Annotated in this window: 28 protein-coding genes; 7 read left to right on the top strand and 21 right to left on the bottom strand. The window is 37.6% G+C overall.

Going from position 1 to position 22,256, the window contains the following annotated elements; genetic code table 11:
* Nucleotides 1-101: 101 nt before the first annotated feature.
* Both SJY37_RS00830 and pyrE read right to left on the bottom strand, forming a co-directional pair.
* On the bottom strand, nt 102-494 hold the full coding sequence (locus SJY37_RS00830; protein ID WP_013751446.1) for an orotate phosphoribosyltransferase: 393 nt from the start codon (nt 492-494) through the stop codon (nt 102-104).
* Nucleotides 495-510: 16 nt separating this feature from the next.
* Entirely contained in the window at nt 511-1,152 is a 642-nt protein-coding gene (pyrE, locus tag SJY37_RS00825; protein ID WP_379952693.1) for an orotate phosphoribosyltransferase, read from the bottom strand.
* Nucleotides 1,153-1,159: 7 nt separating this feature from the next.
* On the opposite strand from pyrE, the gene SJY37_RS00820 reads away from it, so the two are divergent.
* Nucleotides 1,160-1,783: an NUDIX hydrolase gene (locus SJY37_RS00820; protein ID WP_298328571.1), complete on the top strand. Its 624-nt coding sequence runs from the start codon at nt 1,160-1,162 to the stop codon at nt 1,781-1,783.
* On the opposite strand, the gene SJY37_RS00815 is transcribed toward SJY37_RS00820, so the two are convergent.
* From SJY37_RS00815 to SJY37_RS00805, 3 genes are all read right to left on the bottom strand, one after another.
* Nucleotides 1,751-3,499, bottom strand: a complete 1,749-nt coding sequence (locus SJY37_RS00815; RefSeq protein WP_379952692.1) for a M14 family metallopeptidase — start codon at nt 3,497-3,499, stop codon at nt 1,751-1,753. The two genes, SJY37_RS00820 and SJY37_RS00815, sit on opposite strands and share 33 nt — an antisense overlap.
* 106 nt (nt 3,500-3,605) lie before the next feature.
* Complete coding sequence (locus tag SJY37_RS00810; protein WP_379952691.1) at nt 3,606-4,265, bottom strand: uracil-DNA glycosylase family protein; 660 nt, start codon at nt 4,263-4,265, stop codon at nt 3,606-3,608.
* The gene (locus SJY37_RS00805; protein ID WP_379952690.1) at nt 4,265-4,993 is read right to left on the bottom strand and encodes a hypothetical protein; all 729 of its coding nucleotides are present in this window, start codon (nt 4,991-4,993) and stop codon (nt 4,265-4,267) included. The genes SJY37_RS00810 and SJY37_RS00805 overlap by 1 nt, the downstream gene beginning before the upstream one ends.
* A gap of 67 nt (nt 4,994-5,060) precedes the next feature.
* On the opposite strand from SJY37_RS00805, the gene SJY37_RS00800 reads away from it, so the two are divergent.
* On the top strand, nt 5,061-5,222 hold the full coding sequence (locus SJY37_RS00800; protein WP_379952689.1) for a 30S ribosomal protein THX: 162 nt from the start codon (nt 5,061-5,063) through the stop codon (nt 5,220-5,222).
* An 86-nt stretch (nt 5,223-5,308) separates the two neighbouring features.
* On the opposite strand, the gene yaaA is transcribed toward SJY37_RS00800, so the two are convergent.
* From yaaA to SJY37_RS00780, 4 genes are all read right to left on the bottom strand, one after another.
* Nucleotides 5,309-6,073: a peroxide stress protein YaaA gene (gene yaaA / locus SJY37_RS00795; protein WP_379952688.1), complete on the bottom strand. Its 765-nt coding sequence runs from the start codon at nt 6,071-6,073 to the stop codon at nt 5,309-5,311.
* A gap of 235 nt (nt 6,074-6,308) precedes the next feature.
* Nucleotides 6,309-6,950, bottom strand: a complete 642-nt coding sequence (locus SJY37_RS00790) for a hypothetical protein (protein ID WP_379952687.1) — start codon at nt 6,948-6,950, stop codon at nt 6,309-6,311.
* A 161-nt stretch (nt 6,951-7,111) separates the two neighbouring features.
* A complete protein-coding gene (locus SJY37_RS00785) occupies nt 7,112-8,155 on the bottom strand; it encodes an RluA family pseudouridine synthase (RefSeq protein WP_298328553.1) in 1,044 nt (347 codons plus the stop codon).
* 3 nt (nt 8,156-8,158) lie between these two features.
* The gene (locus tag SJY37_RS00780) at nt 8,159-8,752 is read right to left on the bottom strand and encodes a PASTA domain-containing protein (RefSeq protein WP_108876770.1); all 594 of its coding nucleotides are present in this window, start codon (nt 8,750-8,752) and stop codon (nt 8,159-8,161) included.
* 129 nt (nt 8,753-8,881) lie between these two features.
* Here SJY37_RS00780 and SJY37_RS00775 point away from each other — a divergent pair, with 129 nt between their 5' ends.
* A complete protein-coding gene (locus SJY37_RS00775; protein WP_379952686.1) occupies nt 8,882-9,880 on the top strand; it encodes a D-alanine--D-alanine ligase in 999 nt (332 codons plus the stop codon).
* A gap of 49 nt (nt 9,881-9,929) precedes the next feature.
* Nucleotides 9,930-10,421: a pantetheine-phosphate adenylyltransferase gene (gene coaD / locus SJY37_RS00770; RefSeq protein ID WP_108876769.1), complete on the top strand. Its 492-nt coding sequence runs from the start codon at nt 9,930-9,932 to the stop codon at nt 10,419-10,421.
* 77 nt (nt 10,422-10,498) lie between these two features.
* Here the strand turns inward: coaD and SJY37_RS00765 are convergent, their stop codons facing one another.
* The 12 genes from SJY37_RS00765 to SJY37_RS00710 all read right to left on the bottom strand — a co-directional run bounded on the left by SJY37_RS00765 (nt 10,499) and on the right by SJY37_RS00710 (nt 19,405).
* Nucleotides 10,499-10,639 carry a hypothetical protein gene (locus SJY37_RS00765; protein WP_158307006.1) on the bottom strand — a complete coding sequence of 47 codons (141 nt, stop codon included), beginning with the start codon at nt 10,637-10,639 and terminating at the stop codon, nt 10,499-10,501.
* Between the two features lie 78 nt (nt 10,640-10,717).
* Entirely contained in the window at nt 10,718-11,479 is a 762-nt protein-coding gene (gene trpA, locus SJY37_RS00760; protein WP_379952685.1) for a tryptophan synthase subunit alpha, read from the bottom strand.
* A 77-nt stretch (nt 11,480-11,556) separates the two neighbouring features.
* The gene (gene trpB, locus SJY37_RS00755) at nt 11,557-12,759 is read right to left on the bottom strand and encodes a tryptophan synthase subunit beta (protein WP_379952684.1); all 1,203 of its coding nucleotides are present in this window, start codon (nt 12,757-12,759) and stop codon (nt 11,557-11,559) included.
* A gap of 10 nt (nt 12,760-12,769) precedes the next feature.
* Nucleotides 12,770-13,396, bottom strand: a complete 627-nt coding sequence (locus tag SJY37_RS00750; protein WP_379952683.1) for a phosphoribosylanthranilate isomerase — start codon at nt 13,394-13,396, stop codon at nt 12,770-12,772.
* A 56-nt stretch (nt 13,397-13,452) separates the two neighbouring features.
* Nucleotides 13,453-13,851, bottom strand: a complete 399-nt coding sequence (locus tag SJY37_RS00745) for a hypothetical protein (RefSeq protein WP_379952682.1) — start codon at nt 13,849-13,851, stop codon at nt 13,453-13,455.
* Nucleotides 13,848-14,624: an indole-3-glycerol phosphate synthase TrpC gene (trpC, locus tag SJY37_RS00740; protein ID WP_379952681.1), complete on the bottom strand. Its 777-nt coding sequence runs from the start codon at nt 14,622-14,624 to the stop codon at nt 13,848-13,850. Before trpC ends, SJY37_RS00745 begins: the two co-directional genes overlap by 4 nt.
* 1 nt (nt 14,625) lies before the next feature.
* Nucleotides 14,626-15,618, bottom strand: coding sequence for an anthranilate phosphoribosyltransferase (gene trpD / locus SJY37_RS00735; protein ID WP_298328529.1), 993 nt, complete (start codon nt 15,616-15,618; stop codon nt 14,626-14,628).
* Entirely contained in the window at nt 15,615-16,136 is a 522-nt protein-coding gene (locus SJY37_RS00730) for a hypothetical protein (protein ID WP_298328527.1), read from the bottom strand. Before SJY37_RS00730 ends, trpD begins: the two co-directional genes overlap by 4 nt.
* Nucleotides 16,137-16,146: 10 nt before the next feature.
* Nucleotides 16,147-16,716 carry an aminodeoxychorismate/anthranilate synthase component II gene (locus SJY37_RS00725; RefSeq protein ID WP_298328524.1) on the bottom strand — a complete coding sequence of 190 codons (570 nt, stop codon included), beginning with the start codon at nt 16,714-16,716 and terminating at the stop codon, nt 16,147-16,149.
* A gap of 3 nt (nt 16,717-16,719) precedes the next feature.
* On the bottom strand, nt 16,720-18,117 hold the full coding sequence (locus tag SJY37_RS00720; RefSeq protein WP_298328521.1) for an anthranilate synthase component I family protein: 1,398 nt from the start codon (nt 18,115-18,117) through the stop codon (nt 16,720-16,722).
* A 247-nt stretch (nt 18,118-18,364) separates the two neighbouring features.
* Nucleotides 18,365-18,937 (bottom strand): YceI family protein, encoded by a 573-nt coding sequence (locus tag SJY37_RS00715; protein WP_298328518.1) that lies wholly within the window; start codon nt 18,935-18,937, stop codon nt 18,365-18,367.
* Nucleotides 18,938-18,943: 6 nt separating this feature from the next.
* The gene (locus SJY37_RS00710; RefSeq protein ID WP_298328517.1) at nt 18,944-19,405 is read right to left on the bottom strand and encodes a MarR family winged helix-turn-helix transcriptional regulator; all 462 of its coding nucleotides are present in this window, start codon (nt 19,403-19,405) and stop codon (nt 18,944-18,946) included.
* Nucleotides 19,406-19,570: 165 nt separating this feature from the next.
* On the opposite strand from SJY37_RS00710, the gene SJY37_RS00705 reads away from it, so the two are divergent.
* The 3 genes from SJY37_RS00705 to SJY37_RS00695 all read left to right on the top strand — a co-directional run bounded on the left by SJY37_RS00705 (nt 19,571) and on the right by SJY37_RS00695 (nt 22,191).
* Nucleotides 19,571-20,074 carry a TlpA family protein disulfide reductase gene (locus SJY37_RS00705; RefSeq protein WP_298328515.1) on the top strand — a complete coding sequence of 168 codons (504 nt, stop codon included), beginning with the start codon at nt 19,571-19,573 and terminating at the stop codon, nt 20,072-20,074.
* Nucleotides 20,075-20,076: 2 nt separating this feature from the next.
* Nucleotides 20,077-20,700, top strand: coding sequence for a thioredoxin family protein (locus SJY37_RS00700; RefSeq protein ID WP_298328513.1), 624 nt, complete (start codon nt 20,077-20,079; stop codon nt 20,698-20,700).
* 102 nt (nt 20,701-20,802) lie between these two features.
* Nucleotides 20,803-22,191, top strand: coding sequence for a rhodanese-like domain-containing protein (locus SJY37_RS00695; RefSeq protein ID WP_298328510.1), 1,389 nt, complete (start codon nt 20,803-20,805; stop codon nt 22,189-22,191).
* Nucleotides 22,192-22,256 lie beyond the last annotated feature (65 nt).

The following is a 22,256-nucleotide window of genomic DNA, read 5'->3' as shown; positions in this document are numbered from 1 at the left end:
TTTATTATGTAAAAATAAGCATATAAAAAAGTCCTACCATCGAGATTGCTCAAGATTGTAGGACTTCTTTGATTTTTGCGAAATATTGAATTTAAACTGCGTTATGCAATTACATCCATATTATCAGAAAGTGTGCCTATAAATTTTGTGATAGGTCCTTTAACCATCATCGCCATCATGGCGTTAAATTCTCCTTCAAAGTGAAGTTGTACCTCAGTTTTATCTGCTGCTAGTTCTTTAATATCTGCAGTAAGTTGGAAAGGTATTTTATCACTTGCTGCTCCTAGTACTACTTTACTATGAGGGATTCCTTCCTTAAGGTCTAATACTATTTCTGGCATACCTTTAAGTCCAAAAAGGAAACGTGTATCGCTTATCTTTTCAAACTTAGTATTCTCTGGCATCAATTTTTCAAAGTTCTCAATGTTCATTAAGAAATTATAAACTTCTTCTTGTGACTTGTTGAGCGTCTTTACAGGGCTTTCTAAATTCATTTAGGTTTTTTTAATATTATTTTTCCCAGGTTGACGGGCTCTTACGCCAGTTTTCTAGCGTTTCTTGTTGTGCTTCGGTTATAAAATTTGTGTCCCTAGCTTGTAGTAGTAAATGAGAGTAATCACTAAGTGTGTTGAGTGTAACTCCAGCTTCTTCAAAATTCTGAGTAGCGGTATCAAAACCGTAGGTAAAGATTGCAAGCATTCCTTTTACCGTCATGTTAGAATTTTTAAGAGCTTCTACTGCCATAAGGCTACTCTTACCTGTACTTATAAGATCTTCTATCACCACAACAGTGCTGTTAGGTTCTAGATGACCTTCTATCTGGTTTTTACGCCCGTGCTTCTTAGGCTCTGGACGTACATAAGCAAATGGTACGTTGAGATAATCTGCAACAAGCATACCAATACCTATGGCTCCTGTAGCAACACCCACAATAGCATCTGGCTTGCCGTAGATGTTTTCTACTTGCTTTGCCATTTCTTGATGAATGTAGTTTCTAATAGGAGGATACGATAGTGTGATGCGGTTATCACAATAAATTGGGGATTTCCAACCAGAAGCCCATGTAAAAGGTTCTTGCGGTTGTAATTTTATTGCATTAATTTGCAAAAGCAATTCGGCAGTTTTTTTTGCCGTTTCTTTGTCTAAAATCATACTGCAAATGTATAAAGTTTTTGTGAATGATATTCCTATTATTCTATCTACAGAAAAGGTAATAGGGAAGAACTATAAAACCATCTCCATAAAGAAGGTCAAGATCAAGAAACTGATCAAGAAGTTATATGATGGAGAACAGTTATATATTAACCTCTACCACCCTAAGGAAGAGAAGTTACTCAAGCACCTGCGCAAGAAACTCAAACTTGTAATAGCGGGCGGCGGACTCGTATATAACGATAAAAAAGAAATTCTTTTTATACATCGTAACGGTCGCTGGGACTTACCTAAAGGTAAAATCGAGAAAAAAGAAGATATAGAGGACTGTGCTATTAGAGAAGTAGAGGAGGAGACTGGTGTGACTGGTCTTACTATTAAAAAGCCACTGGAAATTACTTACCACGTTTTTAAACGTAATGGAGAGTTCCGTCTTAAGGAGACCTTCTGGTTTGAAATGCACACAAGCTGCACAGACGAGCTAGTGCCGCAAGCAAAGGAAGGTATTAAGAAAGCCAAGTGGCTCAACTTTGAAAAATCACAGAAAGCGCTTGATAAATCTTACGAAAATATCAAGCTTATCTTTCCTAAAGAATATTTAATTAAGCATCCTAACGATAGGGTAGCGTAGGTGTGCCTTCTCATAACTAGAAGATTTTTTATGAATCCAGTCTAGCTGAGCGTACCAGTTATTTGCAAAATCAGGATTTAACGACTTCTTGAGATTAAACTCTATTCTAATTTTAGGGTGGGTCTCAAGAAATTGTTGAGCCTTATCTTCCCATACGTATGGCGAGAAGCCTTCCTTCTGTTGTAATATAGTATCAAAAAAGTTCCAGTTAAAGAAACTATCTGTCGCCTCTGGCTCTAGCGTTTCTAGAATGTAGCGTATTCCTTTTTGGTCTGTAGGCACTATGTAACCACCTCTTGGTATGGTAACTTCTTCTTCAGAAGTTTTTAAACTGGTGTTGTAATGTAAATAGTGACCTTCATAAGGGCTATTTCGAGTTTCATAGGTGTCTATATGATATACTTGAGCTACAAATGTCGTGTCCTTTTTAAGCTGATCAAACTTAATGTTATTTGCCTTTAAGATAAGCGCAACATCTCTGTAACCTCTGGGGATTAGATAAGCTTTTGGTATCGTTACCTCCTTTGTAGGCTTAAAATAATCGTAGTAAGTAACTTTCTTGGTAAAGGGTTTGTTAACGTCATATTTAAGACGTTCCTTCCCGGTCACTTCACTAGGTTGCATATTTCCTTCATATCCTAAGAAGTCTAGGGTTGTGGTTTTGGTCGTGTCTAGAGCAAATTGTACGGGATAGGTTTCCGCTTTCGCGAAAGCGTTAAAAGCACCTTCACGCATTTCTTTAATCTTCGTGCCGTTTTCGGCAGTGATTTTTAAGATGCTTTTCATTAATTCGTACGTTCCTTCCACTCTAGGTTTGTAGGGTTTGAGCATATGGGTTTCTACCATGAGGCCTATAGTGTTCCATAGCGAAGTGAAACCAGTTGAGTAACGTGGGTAATCCATAAACTGGCTAAAGCCTTTTTCTGGAGTGCTATTAAAGACGTTCACATAAGGAGTAATCTCCCAGTCTTTTGTCTTAAGGTCTTCCTCTAGCATAGGCTGGAACTCATCATGCACGTAGTCACCTAATGCTCCTCCTAGTTTGTTGTGTTGTGTAAAGAGATGTGTGAGCGTGTATTGATAATCTGCGCCATTGCTTACGTGATTATCTATAAAAACATCTGGCTCAATCATGTGATAAATTTCTGCAAAAGCGGCAGCGTTTTTTGTGTCACGCTTTATAAAGTCACGATTGAGATCATAGTTTTGAGCATTTCCGCGGAAACCATATTCTTTTGGTCCATTCTGATTGGTTCTCGTCCCGCTATTACGGTTAAGAGCGCCACCTACATTATAAATTGCAATCGCACTTACCCATGTATTTTCTGGAGCTTCTATTTTTCCTTGTGCAAGATCTCGCATGAGCATCATAGTAGCATCGATACCGTCTGACTCTCCAGGGTGAATACCATTATTTATGAGAATACGACGCACATCTTTATCGTCAGAAAACTCACTGTCAAAACTTCGATTAGGATTAAAAGTAACTAGCGTGAGCGGTTCGCCAGCATCTGTCGTGCCTACTTCATAGGTTTTAATAGAGCGATACGCAGTATCAAGATCCTTATAAAAAGCGATGACTTCTTGGTAGGTTGGCGTTTCTGTACCTCCGCTTTTTTCAAAGCGCGTAGTAAAGTCTTTATTTTCTGGATTATCTTTTGTGTCACCACAACTTATGATAATGGCGAGTAGTGGGAGTAAAAAAAGTCTTTTCATTTGGTTGTACTTGAAGTGTGAAGATACAAATTGGCTCAAAAATAAAAAGTAAGTTATTTTTGGATGTATAGTGTTTGAGTTACGCTTTCGCGAAAGCGTAAAAAAATTAAAAGAAAGGAGCGTATTGCAAGACTCTGAAGTCTATCGTATTGAATTGTGGATTTTCCTTTTTGAGTTGTTTGTATAGGGCAAGACTGCCCACGGCTCTGTTTGCCGCTCCAGAAGGTGCAGTGAGAGACACCGTTTTAATAGTGCGTCCTTGCCATTGAAACTGATGTACTCGGGGTACTTCGCTGCTTACCACTTTTAACTTTACATCCTTTTCTTTGCAAGCTTTCCTAAAGAAATACTCAGGGCCGTTTTTACTATTTCCTCCTGTGAATAATAGTGTTTCCACTTTTGGAGATTTACTCAAGTAACCGAAAATATCTCTGAGCGTCACGTTAGTCATTCCGATATCTGAAGCGTCTATTTTGATGCGTTCTGAGGAAGCAACAATATCACAAATACCGATATTACGAGATATGAGAAAATCTTTACGCTCTTGAATGGCTTGCTCTGTAGTTTCAAAAGTAAGATTGAGATTAAAAATCTTATTTAAAATAGGCCATAGTTGCCCATCGATACTGCCGTAGCAAAAGTTTACATCTCCCGTTTTAAGAGTGCCTTCTGTAAATCTAGGAGGAGGAAGTGTGCCTACAATGAGTTTTGTGGCGTTCTCAATATTAAACGGAGGATAGGGATGTGTGTGTTTAAAAACAGACATTATGATTGTGTCGTCGCAACAAGTCTTTCTACTTCTATAAAAGTGTTTTTGTGTAGTTTTCTATTGGGTGTAGTGAGGTTTAAAAACTCTTCTTGCATCTCGTGTAGCACTTCTAGAGCTTTAGATTGCATCTTACTTTCAATATAAAATTTTGAGAGTTGCACGCGCTCAGGATAATTAGAATATCGCTGATCTATTTTTTTAAGGATAGCCTCTGCTTCTTCGTCCTTACCAGTTTTTGATAAGGCAAGACCATATTTAAACTGTGCTTGCGACTTTTCAAAATCTGAGACGGCGCTCATTTTCTCACCTATGGCAATTACTTCATCATACTTTTCTTGCTCAAAAAGAGCAAGTAGTAATTGAGTATTTGCGTAGTAATCGTTTTTCTGACTTCCTTTTAAAACACTATCGTATTGAATCGCTGCCTCTTTAAAGTTACCTATCGCAAGTAACGCATCGCCTAGCTCCACACGATTAGAATACGTATCAGAAAATTCTACTTTCTTTTCTAGTTGGCTTATCTTTTTGGTAGGGTTAATAACCGCTGTAAATTCCTTTTGAACGACAGCAACATCCTTTTTATTGAAAATCTGAGCGATTACATATACTAGGCAGCCTATGGCAGGCAATAGGAGGATAGCAAAGTACCAGTAAAAACTATTTTTATTCTTGTAAACGTGGTAAGCACATGCCAGTTGTAGCGCAATAAGAATGTAATACGTCATAGTGATACTTTTTATTTATAAAGATAGTATAGGCAGATGATTAACAGAATTTTAAAATAGGTTCTTTTTGAAAAATGCTACCTTGAGAATAACTAAAAATATGGATATGGGAAGAGGAGATAAAAAATCAAGAAGAGGAAAAATAAGCCGCGGAACTTTTGGCGCAAAAAGAAGAAAAAAAGGAAGAAAGAAAGCTAAGGATGCTGCGAAAATGCAGAAGGTTAAGTAATTGTTCTAGTATTATAAGATGTTTTCCAGAGCGTAAAAAACCCATCATAGATTTCTCTATGATGGGTTTTTAGTTATTGTAGACAATTACCTTGTAAATACAAATTCGTTTTTATCTTCATTAGACTCCTCTGCGCTGTATGCGTAGCCGTCATAATCAAATCCTTTAAGATCTTCTATGCTGTTTACATCTTTATCAATAATATAACGCACCATCGAGCCTCGTGCTTTCTTTGCGTAAAAAGCAATAATCTTTAGCTTGCCATTTTTAAAGTCTTTAAAAATAGGTGTGATTACTGGAACCTTAAGTTTTTTAGGTTGTACTGCTTTGAAGTATTCTTGGCTCGCAAGATTTACAAAAAGTTCATCATCTTCTAGTTCCTCATTAAGACGATTAGTAAGAGTGTCTCCCCAAAATTCATACAAGTTCTTAGTGCTATAGTATTCTAGCTTGGTTCCCATCTCAAGGCGGTAAGCTTGCATTAAATCTAGTGGACGTAAAATTCCATACATACCACTTAAAATTCTTAATGAGTCTTGAAGTTTGTCTAATTTTTCTGTAGGTATGGTGTAGGCATCAAGACCTGTGTATACATCACCATCAAAAGTATAAACCGCCGGTCGCGCATTACTTTTTGTAAAAGGTGTTGTAAAATCTTGATAACGCTGGTAGTTTAAATCTGCTAGTTTCTCACTAATGTGCATTAAGTCTTGAATCTCTTTCTTTGTAGTATTTGAGAGTTTACTATTAAGCTTTTCTGCCTCTTCAAGAAACTGCGGTTGCGTAGCTCTAGTGGTTGGGAGTTTTGATTCAAAATTGAGTGACTTTGCTGGAGAAACAACGATTTTCATAAGTAATTTTCTTTGATATCAAAGTTAGCAATTATGTGCTTTACACACAGCAGTTGCTATTGTTTTTGACTATGGCGGGATTGAATAAGGGTAATGGTTAGTGAGATGGGAAATTGAAATTATCTGTTTTACATAACATCCCTCTAAATCTCCCTTCAAAGGGAGACTTCTAGTTTCTTCCCTTTGAAGGAAAGGTTGGGGTGGGATGTTGAGGTAGGTGTTTAATAGTGTTTCCTTATTTATTTAAAACCCACAACAATATCAAAATAATTAAACAAATGGGAAGAACAATTTTCTTCATCCATCTTCGGGAATCATTTTCGCTCTTCCAAAAGTCAGACTTGCTTTTTTGGTACTCGTCCTTCATCTTTTTTTTGAGACTACTATCTAGTCTTTTTTTTAATTCAAGAAGAAGTCTTTCAGGATCTTGTATTGTAAAAGTTGTAAATCTATAATGTTTACCGTCAGCAAATAGTCGAATTTCTCTCCCGATTCTAAACGCATGATCAGAGCCACTACTTTTGGTTGTAACAAACGTCATTCCTGCATCTGTAATTGATTTCCATGGAATACGTATCGTTCTTCTTAAAAACGGATAATTAAGAATTAGAAATTCTTTAGTAATAGCTACAGAGCAAAGAGCTAATGTGTTAGATAGACTAAGACCTCCAATGAAAATAATTATTAAAGGAAAAATTATGAACCAATTTATTCCAGATTCTTGGGTGCCTATTAAAAATTTTACGCCAAATCCAATCATGGCTAGGCTCCCAAACCCCATAAAAGCTATATTGAATGTAGATAATTGACTTTTATAAATTATTCCAGTATGATGATTAGGCATTGCGCTCTTTGACTTTCTTAATATGGAATTCAATATACAAGCTTTCACCTCACAAAACTCTTTAAACCATATTTTTAAATAACAGATTTGTCAACAGAGAGCATAAAAAAAGCGAGTCACTGTTTTTAAACAATGACTCGCTTTTGATGTAATTATGAGCTTGTAGTATCAGCTTTCGCGAAAGCGTAGTCCAACTATTGCTCCTTACTGTGCGTAGCATAAGATCGCCACTTATCTATACAGCCCGTCATGTCTTCTGGTACTGGGGTTTCAAAACGTTTGTATTCTCCGGTAGTAGGGTGTACAAAACCTAATGTCTTTGCATGCAGTGCCTGGCGTGGTAAAATCTTAAAGCAGTTATCTACAAACTGTTTATACTTAGTAAACGTCGTTCCTTTTAAGATAGCATTACCACCATAACGCTCATCGTTAAATAAGGTGTGTCCTATGTGCTTCATGTGCACACGTATCTGGTGCGTACGTCCTGTCTCAAGCTTGCAGCTCACAAGGGTTACATAGCCTAGACGCTCTATTACTTTGTAATGAGTAACAGCTGGTTTTCCTTGGTCTTCTTCGTCTCCGTAAAAAACAGTGTTTTGCAATCTGTTTTTAGGGTGACGACCTATATTTCCTTCGATTGTTCCTTCGTCTTCTGTAACATTACCCCATACGATAGCAACATATTCTCGCTCTGTCGTTTTATTGAAAAACTGTTTAGAGAGATGCGTCATTGCTTGCTCTGTTTTGGCAACCACAAGTAAACCACTAGTGTCTTTATCGATGCGGTGTACAAGTCCTGGTCTATCACTAGAATTGTTAGGTAGGTTATCTACGTGGTGAATAAGCGCGTTAATAAGCGTTCCTGAGTAATTACCGTGACCTGGGTGCACTACCATTCCTGCAGGTTTGTTGACTACCATAAGTTGGTCGTCTTCATAAACCACATCGATATCAATATCTTCTGGAGTGAGTAAAAACTCGTGTGGTGGGTGCTCAAACATGGCACGCACAACATCTCCTGCTTTTACTTTATAATTTTGTTTTACAACAATATTATTTACTTGAATGCTGCCGTTTTTGGCAGCTTTCTGGATTTTATTACGGGTAGCATTTTCTACAAAATTCATTAAGAATTTATCTACGCGTAATGGTTCTTGACCTTTACTAGCAGTAAAACTGTAGTGCTCGTAAAGTTCGTCGTCTTGAGGTTCTGGACCTATAAATTGTTCTTCGTTCATTGTTTAGTTTTCGTCTGATGAGTCATCAGAAATAGCGTCGCGGTAGTCACCTTTACCATTACCTAATACTAGGTCGATAACAGAAGTTTTTTCTAGTCTATCTCCAGCTTTCACTCTCTTTCCTTTGTGTCTTATATCTCTTACTTCGTCTTTTCCTATCCAGTCTACATAGGTTACTTTTCCTATCTCAAATCCTAACGCCTTTAATGAAGGTTCTGCCTGGCGGCGTGTTTTACCTACAATAGGAGGGATGGTCATTTTTTGAAACCCAGATGGATTCAATACAAGGTATATCTGTCTATTTTCTTTTACAAATTTTCCAGCATTAGGCTCTTGATCAATCACAGAATACTTAGGATAGTCAGGATTAAAATTTGCACTGTCTATAATAAAGTAACGCAGATCTGCATTTTCTAGTTCTTGAGAGACTAGATCAAGCGTCATCCCTTTCACATTAGGCACTGCAATGCGCTCATCGTGATTTGTGGTGCTTCCTAACCACCATCTAGTAACAAATACTAATGCGATGATGATGATGATAGCAAGTACAATTTGTTTTACAAATGCTTTGCTGACTAGAAATTTTAAAAGACTCATAGATGGGTTATGGTTAAGGGTGCAAATATATAAAATAGATAGCCTATTTGGTGTAGGTATGATTATACCTATTTTTACATTAACGTTAACGAGACAGATTTAGTTTTGTCTTTTCAAATTTTCACGAAAGTGCAGAAAAAAAATATCGCCGTTTTAATGGGTGGCTACAGTAGCGAGTACCAAATATCGCTTAACAGTGGTGCCACCGTAGTTGCTTCTTTAGATAAAGAAAAATACCAAGTGTATGCCGTGCATATCCTTAAGGAGGGATGGTTTTGTGTGATAGATGGCGAGCGATTTGCAATAGATAAAGGCGATTTTAGCTTTATTGACGCTTTCGCGAAAAAGGTAACATTCCAAGCTTGTTACAATACCATACACGGAACACCAGGCGAGGACGGAAAACTACAAGCCTACCTAGAATTACTAGGAATCCCACAGACGAGTTGTGACTTTTATGAAAGTGCAATGACGTTTAATAAGCGCGACACACTAAGCGTGCTAAGTTCATACGGCGTGCCAATGGCGCAATCTGTGTATGTGAATAAAGGAGATATTATTGATATGCCTTTTAAAAATTCGCTAGCATTAAAAGTGGGGTATCCATGCTTTGTGAAGCCTAACCGCGCAGGTTCTAGTTATGGCGTGAGTAAAGTATATAAGGAAGGAGATCTAGAGCAGGCTCTAGAGCATGCGTTCTCAGAAGATAGCCAAGTGCTGATAGAATCTTTTTTAAGCGGTACAGAGGTGTCTGTAGGAGTGTATAACTTTGGAGGAGAGACACAAGTATTACCGGCTTGTGAGATTGTGCCAGATGGAGACTTTTTTAGTCTAGAGGCAAAGTATTCTGGAAAATCACAAGAAATTGTGCCCGCACGACTCTCAGAAAAAGAGACAAATGAAGTGCAAGGACTTACAAAAGGGATTTATGATCTCTTGAGTTTAAAAGGAATCTGTCGCATAGATTTTATCTTTCACGAGGGTAAACCGCATTTTGTTGAGGTAAATACTAATCCTGGATTATCAAAGGAAAGTATCATTCCAAGAGAATTTAAAGCAGCAGGATTATCACTTGCAGAAGTTTTTGGTGAAGCCATTGAATATTGTATAGAACGAGCGCAAGCATAGAAAGCGTTACTAGTAATTAAAAGAATACCATATTAAGCTATAGATTATGATAAGAAAAGCAGTATTTCCTGGAAGTTTTGACCCTATTACTCTTGGGCATTATGATATTATAGAAAGAGGCTTGACCTTATTTGATGAGGTGATACTTGCTATAGGTGTTAATGCAGATAAGAAATATATGTTCTCATTAGAACAACGTAAGCAGTTTCTTATTGACACGTTTAAAGACGAGCCGCGTATTAAGGTGATGACTTATAAAGGTCTTACAATAGATTTCTGTAAGGAGCAAGAAAGCGAATTCATACTAAGAGGACTGCGTAATCCTGGCGATTTTGAGTTTGAAAAAGCAATAGCTCATACCAACAGAAAATTATCTGGTATTGAGACGGTATTCTTACTTACCAGCTCTGGTAAGAGTTATATATCCTCATCTATTGTGCGCGATGTAATACGTAACGGTGGTGACTGTTCTGGTCTAGTGCCAGATGTGGTAGAACCTTGTGCAAATGAGATTTGGAAAGAAATACAAGAGAAAGAGTAGTATAATTTACTCGGATTATTTCATAAAAAAGCCGCCCATTGGGCGGCTTTACCATTTATATATAGGGTAATCTCAACTTACTTTTTATTCTGTTGTTCTTTGATAGTCTTTTTATCGATATCAAAGTCATTTGTAGTCTGGTTTACATTTCCCGTTGGATTGGTCGGGTTTGTTTGCTCTACTTTTCTTTCAAATTTACGTTCCATAATCTTTTTCATTTTTAAGTTGATATAAAGATAAAAATCACGGTTGTTAATTCGTCTTAAAGGCTTGTTAGTCTTAGGTTAAAGTGTTGATTACCTAATAGTTTCTACAAAACTAGCAACACTGTTTGCTCCATTCTTAGTAATATGCTTTATAAAAGCGCTTCCTATAATGGCTCCTTTTTGGTGTGTAGTTGCTGCTTTAAAAGTCTCTTCATTACTAATACCAAATCCTACAATTTGCTGGCTCTTAAGATTCATTGCTGCGATGCGCTCAAAGTAATCTGAAGTCGAATTGCTAAAGCCGCTAGTACCACCCGTAGTACTCGCGCTACTCACCATATAGATAAAGCCATCACTTGCTGCATCTAGTTGCTGGATGCGCGCATCACTCGTTTGAGGAGTAATGAGAAACACATTGATAAGTCCGTATTTTTCAAAGATTGCTTTATACTCCGCTTCGTATTCGGCTAGTGGTAAATCTGGCATGATAATACCATCGATCCCTATTTCTTGACAACGCTTACAGAATTTTTCAACGCCATATTGCAACATCGGGTTAAAGTAACCCATCACAATAAGCGGAATGTGAATGGTTTCACGAATACCGTCTAATTGGCTAAACAGTTTTTCGGTAGTCATTCCGTTATGAAGCGCGGCAGTACTTGATTCTTGAATAGTAGGCCCATCTGCTAGCGGATCTGAAAAAGGTAGCCCTATCTCCACCATATCAACACCGCTTTCTTGAAGCTGCGTTAAGATAGAAACAGTATCATCTATCGCTGGATATCCAGCAGTGAAGTATAAGCTTAGGAGCTTTTTATCTTCTTGTAATTTTTGTTTTATTCTATTCATCTGAATAAATATTTTGTCATTCCCGCGTAGGCGGAAATTTATTATTGATGTTTTTTTGCTTTCGCGAAAGCGTGCTTCTATAATTTGAAATAATCGATATAGGTATTCAAATCCTTATCTCCACGTCCCGAAAGATTGATCACTACAATATCATCTTTTTTGAATTTTCTGGTTTCAAAAATAGCGAGCGCATGACTTGTTTCTATCGCAGGAATAATTCCTTCTAGTTTGCTAAGTTCTAGTCCAGCCGTCATCGCATCTGCATCTGTAACAGAGATAAACTCCCCACGTCCAGAGCGGAACAGGTTTGCGTGCATAGGTCCTACGCCAGGGTAATCCAGACCAGCAGAGATAGAGTAAGGCTCTGTAATCTGCCCGTCGTCTGTTTGCATTAATAAGGTCTTACTTCCGTGTATAATTCCCTCGCGTCCTAGTGCAGATGTTGCAGCACTCTCACCAGTATCTACACCTTTTCCAGCAGCTTCTACAGCAATAATGCCTACATCTGGTTGATCTAGATAGTGATAATATAATCCAGCAGCATTACTACCGCCACCTACACAGGCCACTACGTAGTCAGGATTTTCTTTTCCTTCTTTTTCTAATAATTGTTTCTTAGTCTCCTCAGAAATCACCGACTGGAAACGAGCTACCATATCTGGATAAGGGTGTGGCCCTACTACAGAACCTATAATGTAGTGAGTGTCTACTGGGTTATTAATCCAGTCACGTATAGCCTCGTTAGTCGCATCTTTAAGCGTTCTACTTCCAGACATTGCTGGGCGAACGGTTGCTCCTAGCATTTTCATACGTGCCACGTTAGGCGCCTGGCGCTCTATATCTACAGCACCCATGTATACGATACATTCTAGTCCCATAAGTGCACAAACGGTCGCTGTAGCAACACCATGCTGTCCCGCACCAGTCTCTGCAATGATTCTGGTTTTACCTAGACGCTGCGCCATTAAAATCTGACCTATCGTGTTGTTTACTTTATGTGCTCCTGTATGACAAAGATCTTCTCTTTTTAAGTAGACTTTTGTGCCATACTTCTCACTAAATCTTTTGGCATAATAAAGCGGCGTAGGGCGACCTACGTAATCTTTTAAGAGTTGTTTGAACTCTTCTTGAAAGGCTGGCTCTTGCATGATTTGTACATACTGTGAGCGCAATTCTTCTACATTAGGATAGAGCATTTCTGGAATAAATGCACCTCCAAAATCTCCATAATAGCCTCTCTCGTCTGCTTGGTAACTTTTTTCTTTTTCTAGTGTATTCATAGCAATTGTATTATGAGCGAGACGGCGTAAACGCTGCGATCGCTGCTTTAAACTTTTTCAATTTTTCTATATTCTTCATTCCTGGCTTATCTTCAAACTTGCTATTTACATCAAGTGCGATAATAGGCAAATCTGTCGCCAGTATTTTTGTTATTTTTTCTACTTCTTCTAGTCCTATGCCACCGCTTAAAATAATAGGCGTTTGAGACGTGTAATCTTTTAATACACTCCAGTCAAAGGTGTATCCATTTCCTCCTTTTTCTTTTCCCTTGGTGTCAAAAAGAAAGCCATCTACAATTCCTTCATACGGCTTAAGTTTTTCAAAATAAAAGTTGTTTTTTATTCCAAAAACTTTCCAAATCTTAAGATCTCGACTGCGCTCGACCAGACAACCTTGAAGCTCATTTATATATGCTGGCGATTCACTCCCGTGCAACTGGATTACGTTGAGGTTGTGCTGTATTATTTTCGCTTTCGCGAAAGCAATATCAGCATCTACAAAAACTCCTACGCGATCAATTCCCTCAGGCAATTCTGGAATCTCTAGGTTACCAAAATCTCGTTTGCTCTTCTCATAAAATATAAACCCAAGATAGTCTGGCTGCAATGCAGCAACCTCTTGTGTATTATGCTTCATACCGCATATTTTGATTTTCATGATAGGATTGCGATTATTTATAATTATTTAATCTTTTAAGAATCTTGTTGGTGTGGGTCTAAGGCTTTAATCTTTGGGATTGCTATAAACTCTTTCCAGTCTTCCTCGCGCACTTGATCCTTACTAAGACTTACTTTATTTGTTTCCGAAACAAGTACAAAATCTCCAGCCGCGTGGTTAATCTTTATAAGTTGGTCAATGGAGATTCTTTTTTTCTTCAATTCTCCAACGATTAACACATCATCGGTAATATTTGCATACCCTTGATATTGATACATTATAAATATTATAATGTGCATGACACCAAGCACGAGGTACGAGTACTTCATGAAATTGTTTTCATTTTCAATAAAGGATATAATACCAAGTACACTCCATACAATGGCAATCACTGCATAAATAATAAGCTTTTTCTTTTTATATCTTAATTTCATAATTGCTTTATAAAAGTTGCTGCGCTCTCTCCTGGGTTATCTGTTTTCATAAAGTTTTCACCAATTAAAAACCCTTGAAAACCGTGTGGCTTGAGTTCTTTAATCGCTTCAACCGAGCTAATGCCGCTTTCTGAGATTTTTATAAAATCGTCTGGAATCTGTTTGATGAGTTCCTTGCTCGTTTCTAGACTTACTTCAAAGGTCTTAAGATTTCGGTTGTTAATACCTAGCATGTCTACAGATGGCATGATAGAATTATGCAACTCTTCTTCATTGTGAGATTCACAAAGTATATCGAGACCAAGACTTTTTGCAAAGGTTGAAAACTGCTCTATTTGCTTTCGCGAAAGCGTAGCTGCAATCAGTAATATCGCATCTGCACCGTAGGCTTTGGCTTCAAGAATCTGGTATTCATCTACTATAAACTCCTTACGTAATAGCGGAAAACTAGTCGCTGCTCTAGCAATAATTAAATCATCTAGTGCACCACCAAAGTATTTCATATCTGTAAGTACAGACATCCCGCTTACACCTGCCTGCTCATAACCACGAGCTACATCTTGCACGTTTAAGCTGTTATTTATAACAGACTTACTTGGTGATCTTCTTTTGTGCTCTGCAATAATACCCGAGCCATTGCGCACTGCGGTAGCAAGCGAAATAATATCTCGTTCAAAAAGCACAGATTGCTCTAACTGACTCACAGGAATAAGACTTTTTCTTAAAGCTACTTCCTTGATTTTATCTGCTGTAATTTTATCTAGTATCGTCATCTTAGTTACTTAAGGCTTGTAGTTTGCTCAGTTTCTGGGCTGCTTTACCAGAAAAGAGACTTTCTTTTGCTTTTTCAAATCCTTGAATAGGTGTTAGTCCCTCTACGGTTGCAATCGCCATTCCTGCATTTGCACACACCACATTATTCTGAGCGTCTGTTCCTTTACCAGAAATTACATCCATAAATATCTTTGCCGAAGACTCAACAGAATCTCCTCCATAAATATCTTTTTGTAGATGTGGGCTTACGCCAAAATCTGCTGGCTCGAGCATCATCTCTGTATGATTAGTAATTGCTTTTGTGGCTCCCGTAAGTGAGATCTCATCATAACCATCTAAGGCGTGTAGTATGGTGAAGTTCTTATCACCTTTTTGATATAAATATCCATACATTCTAGCGAGCTCAAGGTTGAAAACGCCCACGAGCTGGTTGCTTGGGAATGCAGGATTTACCATAGGACCTAGCATATTGAAAAAGGTTTTTACACCTAGTTCTCTACGTATGGGCGCTACATTTTTCATAGCAGGGTGGAAGAGTGGTGCGTGTAAAACACACATCCCCACTTCATCCATAGAGCGCTTTAAAAAGTCCTTGTCATTACTAAATTTAATACCGAGGTGCTCCATCACATTACTACTACCACTCACAGAGCTTACTCCATAATTACCGTGTTTTGTAACGTTTACTCCAGCACCAGCAGTGATAAAGCTAGAAAGTGTCGAGATGTTGAAGGTGTCTTTTCCATCACCACCTGTACCACAAAGGTCTATAGCATTATAAGCAGAGAAGTCTACCGCGAGACATAAGTCTAGCAAGGCATCTCTAAAACCTTCTAGCTCCTCTACGGTAATGCTACGCATCATGTAAACGGTAAGAAAAGAAGCGATCTGACTGTGATTATATTTTCCTTCAGAAATATTTACGAGTACCTCACGACTTTCTGTCTTTGTGAGTTGGTCGTGGTTTATAAGTCTGTTGAGTATGTGTTTCATTGTTTTGGTGTGTTGATATGAACGATAACAGGATTTTCTTTATCCTTCATCACATTTTGTTTTCCTATGCTTGCTAGTTCTTTATTAGTTGCTAGGCGTGAGCTTGCTTGTGCTAGCGCTACATAATTATAAATGCCTTTTGGAGAGCTTGCTACCCATCCTTTTACGATAGGTGATTTTCTTACTTTAAAAGGTTCATTATTGTAGCGTTGTAAAAGACCTATCGCGCTTTTGCGCATATCATCTTTACTAGTTCCTTTTGGGAATATAACGTAGGTTCCGTTTGAAAACAGAACCCAATTAGGTCTTTCTGGACTTACACTTAATTTTGTGTTGAAAATCAGTTTTTTATGAGCATCTGTGTTCTCCTCTGGTAGCACCTCTTTTAGTGGCTCAGGAGATACTTCGATTACCACCACCGGCTCCGTTTGAGTAGCAGGTTGAGCAGATTTCTGCGTGCTATCGCATCCTCCCATTAACAAGAAGCAACTCAATATAAGTAGTAGTGTAATCTTCATAACTAAACGTTTAACTAAGAACCCAGTTTTTAATCATTGTTTTTCCATCTGGAGTAAGTACAGATTCTGGATGAAACTGTACACCACGCACGTCTAGCTCTCTATGACGTAAAGCCATAATCTGACCATTTTTATCTACTGCTGTGATTTCTAAAGCTGGTGGAAAATCTTCTGTAGCAACCACCCAAGAGTGGTAGCGACCTACTTCAATCTCATCGTTAAGATCTTTAAAAAGCACAGTGTCAGGTTGGGTAATATTGATTTGAGTAGCTACACCATGAAAAACAGTATCAAGGTTAATGAGCGATCCTCCAAAAACTTCACCTATAGCTTGCTGCCCAAGACAAACTCCAAGAATAGGAATGCTACCTGCATATTTCTTTATAACCGCTTTTAATAAACCAGCTTCTTCTGGAATTCCAGGGCCAGGAGATAAAAGGATCTTATCGTAGTGTTCACACTCTTCAAGTGCAAACTGGTCGTTGCGCTTTACGGTCACGATGCAATCTAATTCTTCTAGGTAGTGCACAAGATTGTACACAAAGGAATCGTAGTTATCTATTACTAATATCTTTTTCATGATCTATATATCTTCTGCGATGTCAAGTGCTTTATTAAGCGCTCCTAATTTGTTATAAACTTCTTGTAATTCCTTTGCTGGGTCACTACCAGATACAACACCAGCGCCTGCTTGCCAGTGTAGTGTATGATTTTTACTCAAGAAAGAGCGTATGATAATCGCGTGATTAAAATTACCGTAAAAATCCATAAAACCTATCGCTCCTCCATAGAAGGTTCTGTTACGGTTTTCATATTTTTCGAGAAGCTGCATAGCCATGTGCTTTGGTGCTCCGCTTAAGGTTCCTGCAGGGAAGGTATCTGCCACTACTTGTAGAGTATTACTGTCCTCATGCATTTGCCCAGTTACTTTACTCACAAGGTGAATTACGTGAGAGAAAAACTGCACCTCACGATAGGTCTCTACCGTAACGTCGTGGCCATTTCTTGATAGGTCGTTGCGAGCAAGATCAACCAGCATTACGTGCTCTGAGTTTTCTTTCTCGTCTTTTGCTAGTTCTTTGGCAAGGATTGCGTCTTGCTCATCATTACCTGTTCTTTTAAAGGTCCCGGCAATAGGGTGAATCTCTGCTTTTCTATCTTGAACAATAATTTGAGCCTCGGGTGAAGATCCAAAAATCTTATAATCTCCGTAGTCAAAATAGAATAAATAAGGAGATGGGTTTACACTACGTAGTGCTCTGTATACATTAAACTCATCACCAGTAAACTGCTGAGAGAATCGCTTGCTAGGTACAATCTGGAATACATCACCACGCTGGCAGTGCTTCTTGCATGTGTCTACAAGTGCTTTGTAATCTTCGTCTGTAATATTGCTGGTAAGCTCATTATTACGAGCAAACTTATATTCGGCAAAGTTTTTTGACTTGAGCATTTGCTCTATCTCTTCAATATTACTTTCTCCAGAAGTATTGTGACAGAAGATGTGCGCTTCATTATTAAAATGATTGATAGCGATGATATTTTGATATACCGCATAATAGATATCCGGTATATTCAGATCTTCCTCTTTTTTGGAGATTTTTAGATCCTCAAAGTACTGTACAGAGTCATACGATAAATAGCCAAACAAGCCATTATTTATGAATTTATGAGCTGTCTTTGTAGATGAGAACGCTTTCGCGAAAGCGTCTAAAACACCCACAACGTTAGTATCATCTGTAACTGTTATTTCCTCGCTTTTACCATCTGGAAATTGCTGTTTTATTATCCCGTTACCCACTTCTATGGAAGCAATAGGATTGCAACAGATGTATGAGAAACTATTATCATTTGCATGATAATCACTACTCTCGAGCAGTAAACTATTAGGAAAACGGTCACGCAACCTTAAGTATACCGATACTGGAGTAATGGTGTCTGCCAGAAGGCGTTTTGAAGAAGTTTTTAATTTATATGTCATTATTCATTTAAATTATTGTCGGCTTTAAGGCGACTTGAGAGCATAAAAAAAGCCTGTCGTAAGACAGGCTGTATATGTAAAAACATAGGTAGGCGCTTACGACAACGTTTGTTGTGTAATCCACCACCAAGTATGTACTGTATTGTTTTTCATTTGTTCCTCAAAGATAGTAACCACTTTGTTAATATAAAAGCTCAATCTATAAAAATTATATATTGAGCTTTATGGGGGAATCTAGGAATTCTATTTAAAATGTCAAGTTTACAGCAAGTTCAAAATTATCTGAGATTGCGTTGTCTTTTAAGTTGTCAAAAAATGATGCAGATCCATAACGTACTCCATATTTTGTGCGATCTACATTAAAAGTAGTGGTCGCTGTATTTTCAGTTACAACCATATTTACTGATACAGATTCTGTATGACCTTTAATAGTTAGGTCTCCCACAACATTATATCCCGTAGCACTTTCTGTAACCTCTGTTATAGTGAAAGTTGCCTCGTTGTAATTTGCAGTGTCAAAGAAATCTGGAGAGTTCAAGTGTCCTTCTAGTTTTTCTTTCCCTTCTCCTGCTTTAAGATCTGTAACTGTAATTGTAGTCATGTCTACTACAAAATTTCCACCTACTAGTTTATCGTCTTCCATTTCTAGTGAACCAGAAACAAGATCAATAGTTCCATTGTGTTGGCCTAATACTTTTTTTCCAGTCCAGCTGATACTGCTTTCTTTTACGATAACCTTTTTAAGAATTGGGTTTGTGTTAGCAAATGCAACCGTAGTAACGATAATTGCTAGTAAAGCTGTTGTGATTTTCTTTTTCATTTTTTTTTAGTTTTTTGTTTCTGTTCGTAATTTATTGAGCAAGTTATTGAGCTGCTCTATCTCATTATTGTCTAATTGAGACGTAATTTTTTCTTCGGCATTACTAATCGCCGTGTCAAGTATTTTTAGGAGTGAAAGGCCACTATCTGTAATAGTGATTTCTACTTTACGGCGATTAGAAGGGCAAGTAGCTCGTGCTACTAATTCTTTTTTGATAAGCTTATCTACTAGTCTTGTCGTATTACTAGCCTTAGTAACCATACGCTCATTGAGTGTAGAGAGATTTGCAGGCTTTCCTTTTTGTCCTCTTAATATGCGTAACACGTTAAATTGCTGTAATGACAAATCGTGAGACTTCAATGCACTCGCAAGTATATCATTGGACCATTGTGCTGTATATGATAGGTTTATAGTAAGCTTTTGTGCTATATCTAAAGTTTTTGTTTTAATATGCTCTTCTATTGTCATTACAATATTTGTATGTACAAATGTACGTTTGTAATCGAACTGACCAAAGTCTTTATAAGTTTTTTAACACGTGAAGGTTGAAAGCATTCTAAAATCCTTAACAATCCTCTCATAAAGTGTGTTAATTGAGAAGTGTAAAAGACACAATCACAATAATTTTGAAGGATGAAGCGAATGCTAATTGTCTTTTTAATCATCTTAACATCCTGCCAAGAAGGGCAAAAGGATTATAAAGAGGCATTAATAGAAGGCAGTAATATAAAAGCATTGGATTATGATGGCTTAGAATATTATATACAAAATCATCCTTCTGAAACTTTAGTGATAAACTTTTGGGCAACATGGTGTGCTCCATGTATCAGGGAGTTGCCGGCTTTTGAGAAATTAGGAAAAGAATATAAAAACAAAGATGTAACTATATTATTAGTGAGTCTTGACTTTCCAGATCAATTAGAAGCTCTTAAAGCTTTTGTTGAGAAGAAAGATTTACAATCTGAAGTTTTATATCTAGATGATGGAGATGCAAATGCGTGGATTCCAAAAGTAAATGATTCGTGGAGTGGTGCGATACCAGCAACACTTATCACGGGATCAAAAAGAAAGAAATTTTATGAGCGCTCTTTTACTTATAAAGAAATAGAGCAAGAATTGAATACCTTAATTAATTAGTAATGAAAACATTTAAAATCTTAACGCTTCTCGCCCTAGTGGTTGTAGTATCTGCATTTGCTGCAAATGCTGTGATTAAGAAAGACAGGAGCGGATACGACATAGGTGACGAAGCAGGAGATTTTTATCTACGTAATGTAGACAATGTGATGATGTCCTTAAGAGACTTTGAGGATGCAAAAGGTTTTGTAGTTGTATTTACATGCAATACTTGTCCATTCTCAATAGCAAATGAAGATAGATTAATTGCTATTGATACCAAATATAAAAAGTTAGGTTATCCAGTAATTGCGATTAATCCAAACGATCCGCATGTTAAGCCTGGAGACAGTTTTAAAGCGATGCAGCAACGAGCAAAGAAAAAAGGGTTTACATTTCCTTATTTACTAGATGATGGTCAGGAAGTTTTTCCTAAATATGGAGCAACAAAAACTCCACATGTATATGTGTTGCAACGCGTTCAAGAAAAAAATATAGTTAAGTACATAGGTGCTATAGATAATAATAGCCGAGACGAAAAAGCTGTTACAGAAAAATATTTAGAGAATGCTCTTGATGAGATTTTGTCAGGTAAAGAGGTTACCCTTAAAGAAACCAAAGCTATAGGTTGTGCGATTAAATCGTAATTTTAAAAATAATAGAGTTATCAAAATGAGCCTTAAAAAGGCTCATTTTTTTGTATAATCACATCTGTGAGTATTTCGTAAATTTGCACTCAAAATCCCAGAATGATATTACAGCAATTATATACTAAATGTCTAGCTCAAGGAGCTTATTTTATAAGTTCAAATGGAGAAGGAGCTATTATAGATCCTCTGCGCGAGGTACAACCGTATCTTGATCTTGCAGCCGAGAATAAGACGACCATTAAGTATATTTTTCTTACTCATTTTCATGCAGATTTTGTGAGTGGCCAGGTAGATCTTGCAAAGGCTACTGGAGCCACCGTAATCTTAGGTCCTAATGCAAAGGCTGGATATGACTATCACAGCGCAAGAGATGGAGAGGTGTTCATGTTAGGTGATTTATCTATTACCACGATTCACACGCCAGGTCATACTATGGAGTCTACATGTTACCTTCTTAAAGATAAACAAGGAAAAGAAGAAGCTCTTTTTACTGGAGATACGCTTTTTATAGGGGATGTAGGAAGACCAGATCTCGCAGCCAAAACGGACTTAACAACGCAAGATCTTGCAGGTCATTTATATGACTCACTTCACCATAAGATTGCACCATTATCTGACGATATAATTATTTATCCTGCCCATGGAGCAGGATCTGCTTGTGGTAAAAACATGAGTAGTGAGACCAGTGATACGCTAGGTAATCAAAAGCAAAATAATTACGCATTTAAGCTCAATAAGGAAAGATTTATTAAAGAGCTTACAGATGGTTTGACACTTCCGCCGGCTTATTTTCCGCATAACGTGGCAATGAATAAGAAGGCAAATACAGATTTTGACACGATTGTCAAGAGAGGAACTACAGCTTTAGATCCTGAAAATTTTGAAGCACTGGCAAATGAAAAGGATGTACTCGTGCTCGATACAAGAAGTGTTTCCGCTTTCGCGAAAGCGTCATTACCTCAAGCTTGGTTTGTAGGATTGCAAGGACAGTTTGCACCATGGATAGGAGCACTTATCGCAGATATTCACCAAAAAATAATCTTTATCGCCGAAGAAGGTACTGAAGAGGAAGTAGTAACTAGACTTGCGAGAGTAGGTTATGATAATAGTCTAGGTTTCTTAGAAGGAGGAGTAGAGGCTTGGGAGCAATCTGGCAGAGATGTAATTGCTACAGCAGAAGTAACTGCGCAAGAGTTTGTAGATGGCATTGCTACTGGCGATATTAAGAATCCGCTAGATGTACGTAAAGCTGGTGAATATGCAACAAGTCATATAGAGGGACTGCCACATATGGGTCTAGATGAAGTGCACGTTAATGCGCACACGCTTGAAGCAGGTAATACGTATCACATACATTGCGCAGGTGGTTATAGATCTCTTATTTATGCATCTATAGCAAGGTCATATGGCATAAATAATGTAGTGAATGTGCTAGGTGGATATGGAGCCATAAAAAAGGCAGATACTTCTAGCATTAAATTGACATAATTCATCTAATTTTAAACAAATACTAATTGCGATGGCTCATAGCGATATGTACTATTGCACAAATA

The sequence above is a fragment of the Dokdonia sp. R78006 genome, from assembly GCF_042466145.1.
Lineage (GTDB): Bacteria > Bacteroidota > Bacteroidia > Flavobacteriales > Flavobacteriaceae > Dokdonia.
This window is presented reverse-complemented; position numbering and strand designations above follow the sequence as displayed.